The sequence below is a fragment of the Paenibacillus sp. Y280 genome (assembly GCF_056786335.1).
In genome coordinates, this window is sequence record NZ_JBXCIW010000002.1 from 1 (window position 1) to 13033 (window position 13033).

Here is a 13033-nt window from a genome sequence, read left to right on the forward strand (position 1 = left end):
CTTCACCATAAAGGTGCTCCTCTCTTTTGGGTGATGTGTTCTAGACAAACACCATTCTACCAAAGATCAGGGCACTTTTTTACGTTTTTATAAGATTTCACTTTCGAAATTCAGGATAATTGGTGGAAAATCCTATAAACAAGCCAAAGATGAAATTCAAATCGATAAAGAAACAACAAAAAAGCAAGATGATGTAAGGTTGAAATCTAACAAACAAAAAAACGTTGATCAATTTAAAAAGATTGAAGAGCTCCCGGGATTTGTTTCAGATGAAAAATTGAAAAATGCCAAATATAAAGCAAAGAATCTAATGACTTATGAAGAGAGCTACAATCAAGGTTATACCGATCAAATCATTTATGAAATCGATCCTGATCGAATGGTTTATGTTATCCAAGTAAAGTCTGACGAAGAACTTGATTATGAAGGAAAAAAGATCAATAAACCCTTAATTACAAATATTTATGATGCAGAGACAGGGGAGAAAATTTCTTTCCTTTGGCAAGCAGATAAATAAAATCACAAGCGAGTTCCTAAACTGATCCAGTGGGGATAATGTTTATAAACAGCCTTCTGGTTAACTAGCCACAGTAGATGACTTCTGTATTCATCAGAAATCATCTTTTTTATTGTATTTATCTCGTGGTCGGTCGCCTTCACCCCTTGATTTCGCCCAAAGGATTACCTCTGAACGCTCGTTACAGTAGATTAGGGAGGGGGCGATTTCGCTGCGGTGAAACCGTATCATGAAGCCCGTTTTCATTCGAAAAGTGCAAATATACGTTACTTTGTTTTTCTTCACGTAGCTTCGATTCTCTGCTTCCCGATCTGTGACCACATATGCGGTCGATCAGTTTGCGGAGATACTCCGAGCGGCTCCCGTTCGCTTCGCTGTCAAGATGCTCCCAAACGGCTTCTGGCAGCGTGAGCGACACCTTTTTCGTAACACCGAGGGACGGCCTGCCGATCTGCTTGACAGCCACGACCTTCTGGCCGTTGGCAAGCTTATACCGGCAGCCGGCGCACAGAATGCTCTTTCCTCTCCCCGATAAAAATCAATAACGTCGTGATTGCTACCACAGTTCATGCAATTCATATCAACTACCCCTCTCGAATTAAAGTAACTTAAAATGTCAATAAAAAAGTAACTTTTTCGTTTCATCACCGGAGAGAACGGTGGCAGCTGTTTGCATCCAGCGGTCAATTTTCTTCACTTCTGGCCTTCTGCAGCAAATCGGTGCCGGGAAACAAGGCGAGAACCAGACGTACATGCCCATAAGACGAACAAAAACGGCCTTCTCAGCCGTTTCACTAAATGATCCTGGACGAGGTGGATATTATAATGCTGATGAAAGCAGAGAACTCATCGCATTAATTGAGCAAATAAGGAGCATTCTGGAGTCGCTCGAAGGTGAGTATAGCTTTCATATTGACCCCTTATAACAGGGGAATAATCGAAAAATATAGTGATTTTTTAAGTCAGTATAGAGGCAGCACTATCCCTGAAGATTTCCCAAGAATCAGTATAAAATCAAATGGTCCATAACAACATCGTTGGCAGCAACTCGATTTAGACGTAAATTCAAATGGTTCAGAGAAATGAATGTTGTTTGGTAAAGAATTTATATATAAAAAGTTTCCCTATAATTCAGTTGGCATTTTTAGGTAAAATATAAGGTAGAAAAAGCTGAAAGAGTGATGTTTCCATGTTAAACAAGGTGATTATCATTTAAGTCCACAGAACGATTTTTTCATTTTCGGGTTTCTTTTGTGGTAATTTCAATGTTGGAAGTCGTTGCAACAATTTTAACTGGAGGAAATAAATATTATAAAATATAACGAGGTTGTTAAAATCAGTGATGCATATTTACTTCCATTCGTATCATTGTTATACGGATTAGAAGGCTATGAAATCAAGCCGGTTAAAGCACATGACGGAGGGCGTAATGTCATTTATACCTGCGAGAAAGAAGGCACCGATGCAAAAATACTTAGAATCGCCTTCTTAAATGACAGAAGCCGGGAAGATTTTTTGGGTGAACTTGAGTATGTCAGGTATTTATTCGAGCATGGCGGAAGTGTTTCCGATGTAGTCAGCTCCCGGAAAGGGGATCTGCTGGAAGAGATTACTCATAATAATCATACCTTTTTTATCTGCCTGTTTAAAAAGGCCAAAGGTAAAATGCTTGTGGAAAATAATTATCGGTACCGGGATGGAGTTCCGATTACCGAATATTTTTATAATCGCTGTAAAGTTTTGGGAAAACTTCACGAATTATCGAAAGGATATACTCCTGTAAATCGCCGGTATCGATTTTTTGATAAATACAATGCCGAATATATCAATAAACTGATACCCAGCTCGTTAACATTGCTCAAGGAGAAGCTGGTACAACTCCTTAAAACCTTAGAAGAAATGGACAGGAGCCGTGAGTCTTACGGTATGATCCATTTTGATTACAACGATGGGAATTATTCGATAGATTTTGATACCGGGCAAATAACCGTATATGATTTCGATAATTCATGTTTCGGTTGGTATATGTTTGACCTAGCGGGTCTCTGGACGAACGGAGTGGGCTGGATAAGTCGTGAGCAAGACGCCGTTAAACGCAAAAAGTTTATGGATGATTATTTTGAAACAGTCCTTGCGGGATACAGATCCGAGACCGGAATCGAAAATTCGATATTGGATAAATTGCCCTTATTTATCCAAGTAACCCTCATGGAAGCTATTGTAGATGCATTCGAGGTAATGCGGAACAACGGCGAAGAGCCGGAGTGTGATGAGGAGTTGTCGTATCGTATAAAATGCCTGGAAGAAGATATCCCGTATATGGGATTTTTCCATGAAATTTACTCGTGTGAAGAACCCTTTGAATATGAGGAACGAAATATTTAGTTTACAGGAATCCTAATGAGCAGGTTACTTCCAATAACTGTACGAATTTATTTTGAACTCTTATTGCTATAAAATGTTCATGTGGATGATTTGACATATTTCAAACTTATAATATATAATCAGACCCATGACCAATCCAATTGACGTTTTCAAAGCATTATCCAATGAAGCCCGACTTCAAATTTTAGAATGGTTAAAGGACCCTGAAATCCATTTTTCGCCCCAGGAAGGGATTGATCTCATTGATGTTGGGGTATGTGTAAGCCAGATTACCAATAAATTAAATATGAATCAATCGACCGCGTCTCAGTATCTCTCTTTATTACAACGAGCTGGGCTGGTCCATGCAACTCGTTTAGGAAAATGGACATACTATAAACGAAATGAAGAAGCAATTAATCGTATTGGTTTGTTTCTTCAAAAAGATTCGTAGTGTGACATAATAGCCACTGAATTCAACAATGAATTCAGTTTTCTTTCCTTACGATATATCGACAATTTGCAATTTATGAATTTATTTTTTTGTTCAAACATATTGATATATTTCGAAGTGTTAATTTATTTTGGAAGGAGGTGATACTCATTAACAAGAAACACAAAGGCTACGCACGTATGTTTAAAGAAGATGAATTGACACTTGGTCTGATTTTCCCTTTAGAGGCTTACCAAGGCGGCATTCCGGAAATGAATTTGGAGCAGCAAATGGCTCTAACCAAACGGGCTGAAAAGCTTCGTTTTGCGTCATTGTTTACTCGCGATGTTCCACTATACAACCCGTGGTTTGGCGATGCTGGACAGATCTATGATCCAATTGTATTTCTTGGGTATCTAGCAGCTCATACCAAAGAAATTGCACTTGGGACGGCTAGTATCCTACTGACAGTCCGACATCCGTTACATGTTGCAAAACAGCAGCATCAGTCGATCGGATCTCTGGAGAGCGCCTAGTCCTTGGCGTTGCAACCGGAGATCGGCCCATTGAGTTTCCTGCTTTTCAAGTAGATCCCCATGAAAAAAGTAGCCTTTTTCAAGAAGCGATCATGGTTATGAGGGAAGTGTGGCAAGATCGTCACCAGATTATTCAAACGTCTCGTATCCATATGGAGGAGGGCGATCTACTGCCTAAGCCGCGTTATTCATCTATTCCTTTACTCATTACAGGTCATTCTTCCCAATTTTTGGAATGGATTGCAGAGCATGGGGATGGCTGGATTTATTATCCGAGAAATGTAAGCCAGCAGTATGAGCGCATACAAGAATGGCGATCGTTAACGTCAGACTTTAAACCGTTTGTACAGTCATTATATATTGATTTATCGGATGACCCGAATCAACAACCTGTTCCCATTCATCTTGGATATAGAATAGGTCGAAACGCTCTTAAGGAACTCATTTATCGCTTGAAAATGGTTGGCGTTAATCATGTCATATTTGTTTTACAGAATAGTCAGCGGCCAGCGGCCGAGGTTATTGACGAGCTAGGTGAAGAGATAGTCCCATTTTTCCCATCCATTACAAATTAAATTCAGAGAGGAAATGATCATATGAAAGCATGGCAAAAACAAGGCGTAGGTTTGGAAAACCTGAAATTAGTGGAGGTGGAAACACCAACACCCGGTCCTAAGCAGCTACTCGTTCGTGTAAAAGCAGTATCGCTTAATTTCCGCGATAAAGCGATTATTGATGGCATTTATCTGCCTTATTTAATGAGTAAGCCTTTCACACCGGTGTCGGATGCAGCCGGAGAGGTTGTAAGTGTTGGTACAGATGTAACCCGTTTTAATGTCGGCGACCGAGTAACTTCTCATTTGTACACGAAATGGATTGAGGGTGCTCCAAACGATGATGATGCACCATTCGCAATTGGAGGGCCTAATAATGGTGGACTTGCCGAATACATGCTCCTTGATGAAGATGCAGCCGTAATGACACCGTCCAATTTGACGGACGAAGAGGCTTCTACGCTTCCGATCGCAGCCTTAACGGTTTGGTTCTCCTTGGTGGAGTATGGAAAAATGAAGGCAGGCGATACAGTAGTTGTCCAAGGGACAGGAGGAGTATCCATATACGCGATACAAATTGCATCGGCTTTGGGAGCACGTGTAATCGCAACGACAAGCAGCGATGAAAAGGGCGAGAGAGTCAAGGCATTAGGAGCAAAGGAAGTCATTAACTACGTAAAAAATCCTGATTGGGAAAACGAGGTCCTAAGGCTTACGAATGGTAAAGGAGCCCAACATATCCTGGAAGTTGTTGGTGGAGATAGCATCAATCATTCTATCAATGCACTTACTCCACAAGGGCATATCTATATCATCGGTTTTCTAAAAAGTATGATGGCAGAGGTTAATTTGTTTTCACTCTTAGCAAAACAAGCCCGTGTACAAGGTATTTATGTCGGCCATCGTAAATCCTTCGATGATATGAATAAAGCATTTGATGAACTGAGAATTAAGCCGGTTATTGATACGGTTTACCCATTCTCCGAAGCAAAAGAAGCATACAAGCATCTCGACAGAGGGGCTTTTGGGAAAATTGTTATCCGTGTATCCGAATAACATTATTACACTACGGGACACGATAATTCAATAAGAACACAAAGGCAGCCGGTCAATATGATCGGTTGTCTTTGTTCAACTCCCTCGAAATGATTCAGCTTCCTCACTCAGACTCATGAATTCGGACATATGTATAAAATACGAGTTTTGTGAAGAAGTATGTAAAGTAGAAAATCAATTCTTACTTTAGCCTTGTATGTTGTTGTCGGATGACAAGAACTTTGTCTCATTCCCTACACGAAAAAGAAAAACAAGAAAAATCCTATTTGTGAGGTCTTTCAATTAACGATTTGTCCAATAGTGAATGTAGCGTTCTTCATCGTCTCATTATTAAATTCAACAGATTGTTTTTTCATATCAGGATAATCTAAAAGCAATCTCAGAAATACATCTTATTACATTCCTTTTACTTCAGCTTGAGCTCCAGTTGTGGCTGAATGGTACAGCGATCCATGACAATTTTGCGCTCAAGCCGTATTTTATAGGAGGAATCAACAACAAGCTCGGCCAGTTCCTGCTTCAGCCGCTCCCAGTCCTTGGAGCGCTCACCCAGGACGAACAACTTCATAAGCACTAGTAACCGCCTCGCTCCCTCAATGCGAATTACGTTTCCCTCCGCTTTGATGCTGCCGCCCTCCGGAATGATCCGCATGACTGCTCCGAAATCCGTTCCATCGTCATTCATTCCGGAGAACCAGTTCGGTCTGATTTTGTTTTACTATTACAGCGGGAAGCTACATTACCGTTCGTTTATCCTTCCCCTACTGAATACGTCATCGGCGTCAATAAATTATAAATCTGATCAAAGCCAAGCTCCAAGAAATTCCCAATATTCAATAGGAACAATACAAGTATGGTTGGGAACAAAGTAGGCAGTGTAATATGGAACATAGACAGCTATCACTATCCTGTTTATCTCCGGTTCCGTTGAAAATGCCTTTAGATGCCAAGACGTTTACCGATTTTTTTGCCCATGCGTATTGTTCCAGATCGTCAAATGTTTTAAAAACAGACACTACGGTGAATGTCCCCGCACGGGTGGTTTCAAATGTGACCATTTCTGCTGCAGCATCATAAATTCCACTTGATACATGCGCGGAATATTTGCAGGGGATCCGGAAATCGCCAGCTCGTTCAAATAATCTTCCAGATGGGTATAGCCATCTCTATTGTTGTCACCGTTTCCGTCGCACGAATCATTCGGGTTCAATCCTTTTGCTTGTTCTCAGACGTCGGGCATGCCGTCTCGGTCCGTTACCGTTTTTCCCACATCGTATCGAGGTAGTTGAGATAGATGTTGACTAATATCTAAGGACGAAAATATAACTTTCAGAGGACTTTATTTGGTTAATCCTATGATACAATTAAGACATAAAGATTTACCAATACGAGAGAAGCTGGGAAACGTGTTGAGTTGGGACAAAGTAGTACCCCAGTCACTTCCAAATGCGCCCCGCGACGAAATATGCTTTAATATACCAAAGGAGCGTGATTCAATGGACATCAAATCGTTTCTATATCCCAAGAACAAGGTCTCTTACCTCATGACTTCCTCTAATATGAAAGAAGCCTTGGATAAATTGGAGGCGAGCCATTATACAGCCATTCCGATCTTGGACGATAACGGCTTATATTTCGGAACGCTATCCGAGGGAGATTTATTATGGAAGCTGAAAGGCACACCCGGCCTCGGCTTCGATACGATGGACGAAATTCCTGTCGTCTCCATCAAAAAGCGGTTGAAAGTCGAATGCGTCGAGATCAGCGCCGATTTGGACGATATGCTGACGCTGGCAGCCGATCAGAACTTCGTTCCGGTCGTAGACGCCGATCGCGTCTTCCTCGGTATTATTCGCCGCAAAGATATTATCGAATACTATACCCGGAATATTGCTGATTAGTTGGAAAGACCTGATCTTGCGGATCATGAAGGCTGCCGTTCGCCGGTAGCCTTATCTTTGTTCATAATGTTTAGCGAGCTATCGTTACCCGTCGCGAGATAGAGATAATACTTATCTTTTCAGTCTCCTTTTGATCTATAACATTTATTAAACTTTTTAAAATGTACTCGATCGGAAGTATATTTTGATAAATCCTTTTCATATTTTTAGCTCCTTCAAACAATCTTATCTTCTTAAGTTCAGAGATAATAGTTGCTTTGTATGTGTGATCTTTAACTATTTTCAATTCATTTATTAACTTTCGAATTGAACTATGATTAATTTTTAAGTCCTCATGAAACCAGTATTGGTACTTTTGTAAAAGTTGATATAGTACAGGATTCTGTGGTTCAAACCTAATAAAAATAAAAAGATAATATAATGAATCCATTAAGTTTTTGGCCAAGGAGGCATATTGTAGATATGCAGGTACAACTAGCAGAACGAATGATTGCCGAGTGGGCATCGGCGAACGCCGATGCAATTGGCTTAGTCCCGAATAAGATCCAGGCGTCATATATATATAACCCCGGAGGCTTCGGCAATTTGTCTATCCGTTTGACAGACGACCGCACGCGGCTTCACGTTAAGCTAGCCCCACCTGACAAAGCCGCTCGGCTGCGGCAGTGGGCAGACGTCAGCGATTATCTTGCTGAGCACTACGCCGCGCCCAAGCTGGTTCATGCGATTGACCGCGAGATCGTGCCAGGATATCCCTACGGCCTAGTTTTCGAATATATCGAAGATGCGACCCCACTTGCGGAAGTACGGAATCCCGAGGTCGCAATGACAGGTGTCATAGCGACCGTCGCTAAGCTCCATCACGACGATCGTCTTCGCGGAATGCTGCCTAAGGCTGAGACGCGTACTTATGCGGAGGCATTCGAGGACGAGTATATTTCCCGGTTTTCGGATGATCTCGACGGAATCCGAAAGTCACGCGATCTGCTCAGGGATTTCGTGTCGGACGAGGCGATTTCGTGGTTTGGGGAAGAGATCAGAAGGTTGAGGGAAACAGTCCGTCAGACACCTGCATTTCAACTCCCTGCGGTCGATGTTGTTCATAACGACCTTAACGGCAACAACGTACTAACTTGCGGCAGGGACGGTTTCCGGATCATCGACTGGGACGACCTTTCCGGCCAAGGCGATGCGGCGATGGACTACTCGGTACTGCTTTGGCCACTAACGCATGATCCGTCATGGCAGATATGGATAGAGAAAGTACTGGCAGGAGCAGGTGCTGCGGCAGTCAAACGGTTGGAACTGTATTTTCGGGCGAAGCTGCTCGACGATGTCATCGACGTGCTGGCTGATTATGTCGAGGCTGAGCAGGTGCCGGAGTATCGGGAGGAGTCCCAGCGCAAGGCCAGGGCCATTCATCTTCATTCGTACCCGCTGTATCTCGCCAAATATGGCGACAGTTAAAGCGGCGGCCGCACCGCGATCACCTGCTTGTTACATCAATAAAGGCTGCCGGTTGGCCGGCAGCCTTGTGCATGGTGCTATCATTAACCGTTGGCTTTTCACCAACTCTATTCAAACTCTCCATCTTCCCACATGTGAATCCCCATACACAAACCATCACCATCTGGGGCCAATTCGATTTCTTCTAAATATTCTCTAGTATTTTGATCATATACTCTTGCAACCAATGCAAATTCAACGCCATGATCCTTATCGATAGTACTTTCGATAACTCCATCCAATAGCATCATTAAACCATACAAGGTATCGCTGATAGCTTTTTCTGCAACATCTTTTTCTTCTAAAGAGCAATTAGGATTAATTTTCCCTTTTGCATACCCTTTAACTTCATCCATTAGTGTCTTACCGAAGAAATGCCCCATTTTGATCCATCTAGCATGTTCGTTGGATGGCCACTCTTGATAAATACTATCTTTCATTTTACTCATCATCCTTCTATGCTTTTAATTAGGATCAGTTGTTGAACAAACTATCGTTGCTCGTACGCCAGTCAAATTACAATTGAACGCTCGTCCTTAGTTAGCGTAACAAAATATGTTCAGAAATGAATTGATTCTTTTTGGAAATTACCCCCATACTCCTACGATGATAACTCCTAGCGTAATTAAAATAGATGTAAGTAGCCGTCTTGTGCCTTGTTTTTCTTGGAGAATAATTATTCCCATGACCGTACCAAATACTGTTCCTATTTCTCTCATAGGAGCGAGCTGAGCTACAGGGGCAAGTGATAAGGCAAACAAGAACAATAGATAACCAGCGGGTGCTATAATCCCACCAAACAAAATGATCTTCCAGTTAATGTTGAGTTCTTTACGTATGCCTTTGGAGTTAAAAGTTGTCCATGAAAGAGCTAGTAAATTTCCTATATTTGTTGCTTCGTTTAAAACTACCGGTGAAACATAGTTTAATGCTATCTTATCAATAACAATGTAACTAGCGATGCATACCCCCACTGCCAATGCCAATAACGGTGCCTTTAATGATGATAATTCATTACTCTTGAGTGTTATGTTACTTAGCAAAACGATTCCTAAAACAATACAGGTTACACCTATCCAACCAAAGGTAGTTAACTTTTCGTTAAGTAAAGTCACTCCTAAAAGTGGTACTAATAATGGGCTAGTTCCTCGCATTATTGGATAAACCTGTGACAAGTCACCTACTGAATATGTAGCAGCTAGTAATTTGATATACAGTCCGTGCAGGAACATGGATGCAAATATTGCCCAACACCCAGTAATCGTTATGCTGCTATCCCATTCAACTATAGCCCACGGCAAAAATATGATAATTGCGACAAGTTGACAAAACCAAAGAAAAACATTCTTATTTATGCTTCTTTTAGTATAAAGATTCCAAATGGAATGAAGGCAACCAGAACAGAGTACGAGTATCACAGCTAAACTAAACACTAGATCTGCCACCATCCAATATCAGTCTGAATAATTCAACATTTTACCATAAAATCCACATACAGCGTGAGTTGTCTTCTAAAATAATTCATGTATACTCCCTCTATCCATCGTGTTAGCCTCTATTTCTTCGTGCTTGTTTTGAAACCATTCGTTGATTAATGCGTTCATTTTGAGTAGAATTCATCTTGTAGTCTCTTTGGTTTTTTTGGTCCGGTCGCCGGCCAGCTCTGGGACCCACTAACATCATACCAATGAGTCTTTTTCTTTCTCGAACCTCGTATTTCCTCGTGGAAGGATCTGCAAATGAGAGGAATACAAAAAAGATTATTGGAGGAATCGCAATGTCAACTCAAATCGAAATTACTTATACTTTCAACGCTCCACGAGAACTTGTGTTTAAGGCATTCACCGAATCACAACATCTGCGGAACTGGTGGGGACCAAGAGGTTGGGCGTTTCATGTTGAGAAAGCAGATTTCCAGCCGGGCGGTGTCTTTCACTACAGCCAGAAACCTGCTGACGGCGACATCATGTGGGTTGAATTTGTATATAGTGAAATTGTTGCATCGGAGAAAATCGTATACACCAGTTTCTTTTCTGATGAGGAAGGTAACGTTGTACGTGCACCCTTTGACGTAAATTGGCCACTTGAAACATTGAATACCATGACGTTCATCGAGGACAATGGAAAAACAACTCTTACAACGATTATTGTTCCCGTGTCCCCGTCTGAGGAAGAGAATAAAACCTTCAATTCTTCACGTGAGATCGTTCAGAACGGATTTACCGGAACCTTCGATCAATTAGCCGAATACCTGAAGATATAAACAATTTGATATTGCTGAAGCTAAAAACACCGACCACCGGTGTTTTTTTGTTTATAACTATCCTCCCTCTATGAAGAATCACTTTACTCTAAAATGTTCACGTTTTCTGTAAAAAGTGGATACAGCCGTAAAGTATGGTTGCGACTATGGATCTCCATTTGGTCTCCATCAAGAAAATCTCCGATCCTCCACCCTGTCAGCCTGTGGCGTGTACCCGAGTCATTTTTAACAAGTTAGATAAACAATCTCCAAAATGCCACAAGCGAACCGAGGTACATATTTCTGTAATGGACTTTATCCAGAACGTCGATGCTTTGTTTGTCTTGCTTTGGATCATCGGTATTTTTATTAAACTATCCCTTTATTTGGTTCCATTCGTAAAAAAAACAGGTTACAATAGCCTTTTCGCTCGTATTAACACTTTATTTATCGAATCAGCACTTCCTTTGTCACCCGTGCAGGGAGTCTCTTACTAACAGCGAATATCCATAACAGAACACCTGAAACGGAGGGATCGAAATGGGTATTTTGAAAACGAAAGATGCCGCAGATCTGCTTTCTGTCAGCCAAACGACTATCAAACGTTGGGCTTCCACTTTTCCCGATTTTTTTCAAAAAGATCGGTCTGGCCACTATATATTCTCGGAGCAGGAAATTGACCTGCTTATTCACATTAAAGACCGAATCGATCATGGCGAAACGTTGGACCGCATTGTTCTCATGACTAACAAGCAGCCGCCTCAGACTTTGCACGATGAGACTCCGGTACACACACATAATCCGTCAATGGAATTGTTAACCCGTGTCGAGGATATCGAGCGCTCGCTAGATCAGAAAGCCGACGAAGTCGTCTCGGTGCAGTTGCTTCAGCAGCGCGAGGAACTGGAGGAGCTGCGCCAAATGATCGTACAGCTAGCTGCATCCATAGAAACGATACAAATTTCAAGCAGCAAAACCAATTTGTCACCCGAGGTGATTCACCCCGCTCCCATCGCCGAACATCAGGCTTCGCCAAGGAAGCGCGGCCTTTTGAAATCCATTTTCTCATTCTTGTAAATGGCTTTCGCTCATTTCGAAAAAAGAGGCAGCCTGGACTCGATTAGTCCAAGGCTGCCTCTTTTATTTATGCGCACATGATCCGATCCCCTATCGATCGAAATGATCAAATAGCTAGTATTGACTTGCCTGAGCTGCGAAAGAGATAATGATCTGAAATTAGTTTACTGGTTACACTACAAAAATTTGCAACGAGGTGAAGCTGCGAATGGTACGAATTGTATTTGATTTTGATGGAACGATGGTAAATAGTAAACCACTTGCTATTGAGATCTATAACGAATTAGCTGGTGCAAGAGGTTATAAACGAATTGAGCAGCATCATGTACCTCATCTTAGTTCCTTAAGTATTCCAAATCGAATAAAAGAACTAAATATTCCGGCTGTTCATTTGCCAAAGCTTGTTCTTGATATTAAGAGATGTTACAAGGATAAAGTACATACGTTATCTGCAGTGAAAGGAATTTCCGACTTATTTGCATCCTTATCGGCCAACGGATTTAAACCAGATATTATCTCTTCTAACACCGTCGAAAATATTAAGACATTTTCAGAACGGAATCATTTATCGGATACGATTGGTTCAATATTTAGTGGGAATAATATTTTCGGTAAACATCGAGTTATAAATAATTACCTCAAATTACATCATATATCCAAAGAACAAATGATTTACGTTGGTGATGAGTTAAGAGATATAGAGGCATGCAAACGGGTGGGCATAAAAATGATTGCCGTTACTTGGGGTTATGATTCAATTGAGCTGCTTCAAAGTTACAATCCAGATTTTATAGTAAATGAACCTCACGAAATCATGGAATTACTTCCTCACGATTTTCTCATATAA

Annotated in this window: 14 protein-coding genes and 2 pseudogenes; 10 read left to right on the forward strand and 6 right to left on the reverse strand. The window is 41.4% G+C overall.

The window, feature by feature from the left end:
- Nucleotides 1-199: 199 nt before the first annotated feature.
- Nucleotides 200-517, forward strand: coding sequence for a hypothetical protein (locus tag AC1TPC_RS02620; RefSeq protein WP_482065333.1), 318 nt, complete (start codon nt 200-202; stop codon nt 515-517).
- Nucleotides 518-698: 181 nt separating this feature from the next.
- On the opposite strand, the gene AC1TPC_RS02625 is transcribed toward AC1TPC_RS02620, so the two are convergent.
- Nucleotides 699-983 (reverse strand): hypothetical protein, encoded by a 285-nt coding sequence (locus AC1TPC_RS02625; RefSeq protein ID WP_482065334.1) that lies wholly within the window; start codon nt 981-983, stop codon nt 699-701.
- Nucleotides 984-1828: 845 nt separating this feature from the next.
- Between AC1TPC_RS02625 and AC1TPC_RS02630 the strand changes: the two genes are divergently transcribed.
- From AC1TPC_RS02630 to AC1TPC_RS02645, 4 genes and pseudogenes are all read left to right on the forward strand, one after another.
- A complete protein-coding gene (locus AC1TPC_RS02630; RefSeq protein WP_482065644.1) occupies nt 1829-2902 on the forward strand; it encodes a phosphotransferase enzyme family protein in 1074 nt (357 codons plus the stop codon).
- 127 nt (nt 2903-3029) lie between these two features.
- Complete coding sequence (locus AC1TPC_RS02635) at nt 3030-3335, forward strand: ArsR/SmtB family transcription factor (protein WP_482065335.1); 306 nt, start codon at nt 3030-3032, stop codon at nt 3333-3335.
- Between the two features lie 179 nt (nt 3336-3514).
- Nucleotides 3515-4425: pseudogene (locus tag AC1TPC_RS02640) on the forward strand (LLM class oxidoreductase).
- A 21-nt stretch (nt 4426-4446) separates the two neighbouring features.
- Nucleotides 4447-5460, forward strand: a complete 1014-nt coding sequence (locus AC1TPC_RS02645) for a zinc-dependent alcohol dehydrogenase family protein (RefSeq protein ID WP_482065336.1) — start codon at nt 4447-4449, stop codon at nt 5458-5460.
- 406 nt (nt 5461-5866) lie between these two features.
- On the opposite strand, the gene AC1TPC_RS02650 is transcribed toward AC1TPC_RS02645, so the two are convergent.
- The 3 genes and pseudogenes from AC1TPC_RS02650 to AC1TPC_RS02660 all read right to left on the reverse strand — a co-directional run bounded on the left by AC1TPC_RS02650 (nt 5867) and on the right by AC1TPC_RS02660 (nt 6518).
- Nucleotides 5867-6145, reverse strand: coding sequence for a hypothetical protein (locus AC1TPC_RS02650; protein ID WP_482065337.1), 279 nt, complete (start codon nt 6143-6145; stop codon nt 5867-5869).
- 71 nt (nt 6146-6216) lie between these two features.
- Nucleotides 6217-6345: pseudogene (locus AC1TPC_RS02655) on the reverse strand (sugar ABC transporter permease); the annotation flags it as partial.
- Complete coding sequence (locus tag AC1TPC_RS02660; RefSeq protein ID WP_482065338.1) at nt 6294-6518, reverse strand: S-layer homology domain-containing protein; 225 nt, start codon at nt 6516-6518, stop codon at nt 6294-6296. The gene AC1TPC_RS02660 and the pseudogene AC1TPC_RS02655, both read right to left, overlap by 52 nt.
- A gap of 438 nt (nt 6519-6956) precedes the next feature.
- Between AC1TPC_RS02660 and AC1TPC_RS02665 the strand changes: the two genes are divergently transcribed.
- A complete protein-coding gene (locus AC1TPC_RS02665; RefSeq protein WP_482065339.1) occupies nt 6957-7361 on the forward strand; it encodes a CBS domain-containing protein in 405 nt (134 codons plus the stop codon).
- 462 nt (nt 7362-7823) lie between these two features.
- The gene (locus AC1TPC_RS02670) at nt 7824-8828 is read left to right on the forward strand and encodes an aminoglycoside phosphotransferase family protein (protein ID WP_482065340.1); all 1005 of its coding nucleotides are present in this window, start codon (nt 7824-7826) and stop codon (nt 8826-8828) included.
- 107 nt (nt 8829-8935) lie between these two features.
- Here the strand turns inward: AC1TPC_RS02670 and AC1TPC_RS02675 are convergent, their stop codons facing one another.
- Nucleotides 8936-9307, reverse strand: a complete 372-nt coding sequence (locus AC1TPC_RS02675) for a hypothetical protein (protein WP_482065341.1) — start codon at nt 9305-9307, stop codon at nt 8936-8938.
- 147 nt (nt 9308-9454) lie between these two features.
- Entirely contained in the window at nt 9455-10300 is an 846-nt protein-coding gene (locus tag AC1TPC_RS02680; protein WP_482065342.1) for an EamA family transporter, read from the reverse strand.
- Nucleotides 10301-10644: 344 nt separating this feature from the next.
- Here AC1TPC_RS02680 and AC1TPC_RS02685 point away from each other — a divergent pair, with 344 nt between their 5' ends.
- From AC1TPC_RS02685 to AC1TPC_RS02695, 3 genes are all read left to right on the forward strand, one after another.
- Nucleotides 10645-11130: an SRPBCC domain-containing protein gene (locus AC1TPC_RS02685; protein WP_482065343.1), complete on the forward strand. Its 486-nt coding sequence runs from the start codon at nt 10645-10647 to the stop codon at nt 11128-11130.
- 519 nt (nt 11131-11649) lie between these two features.
- Entirely contained in the window at nt 11650-12186 is a 537-nt protein-coding gene (locus tag AC1TPC_RS02690) for a MerR family transcriptional regulator (protein WP_482065344.1), read from the forward strand.
- A gap of 208 nt (nt 12187-12394) precedes the next feature.
- Nucleotides 12395-13033, forward strand: a complete 639-nt coding sequence (locus AC1TPC_RS02695; protein WP_482065345.1) for an HAD hydrolase-like protein — start codon at nt 12395-12397, stop codon at nt 13031-13033.

Bases quoted from the DNA above. Each gene is read 5' to 3' on its own strand.
- AC1TPC_RS02660 (WP_482065338.1), bottom strand. From the start codon at position 6,518: ATGGTCACATTTGAAACCACCCGTGCGGGGACATTCACCGTAGTGTCT.
- AC1TPC_RS02670 (WP_482065340.1), top strand. From the start codon at position 7,824: ATGCAGGTACAACTAGCAGAACGAATGATTGCCGAGTGGGCATCGGCG.
- AC1TPC_RS02665 (WP_482065339.1), top strand. From the start codon at position 6,957: ATGGACATCAAATCGTTTCTATATCCCAAGAACAAGGTCTCTTACCTC.
- AC1TPC_RS02695 (WP_482065345.1), top strand. From the start codon at position 12,395: ATGGTACGAATTGTATTTGATTTTGATGGAACGATGGTAAATAGTAAA.
- AC1TPC_RS02675 (WP_482065341.1), bottom strand. From the start codon at position 9,307: ATGAAAGATAGTATTTATCAAGAGTGGCCATCCAACGAACATGCTAGA.
- AC1TPC_RS02635 (WP_482065335.1), top strand. From the start codon at position 3,030: ATGACCAATCCAATTGACGTTTTCAAAGCATTATCCAATGAAGCCCGA.
- AC1TPC_RS02645 (WP_482065336.1), top strand. From the start codon at position 4,447: ATGAAAGCATGGCAAAAACAAGGCGTAGGTTTGGAAAACCTGAAATTA.
- AC1TPC_RS02685 (WP_482065343.1), top strand. From the start codon at position 10,645: ATGTCAACTCAAATCGAAATTACTTATACTTTCAACGCTCCACGAGAA.
- AC1TPC_RS02690 (WP_482065344.1), top strand. From the start codon at position 11,650: ATGGGTATTTTGAAAACGAAAGATGCCGCAGATCTGCTTTCTGTCAGC.
- AC1TPC_RS02650 (WP_482065337.1), bottom strand. From the start codon at position 6,145: ATGAATGACGATGGAACGGATTTCGGAGCAGTCATGCGGATCATTCCG.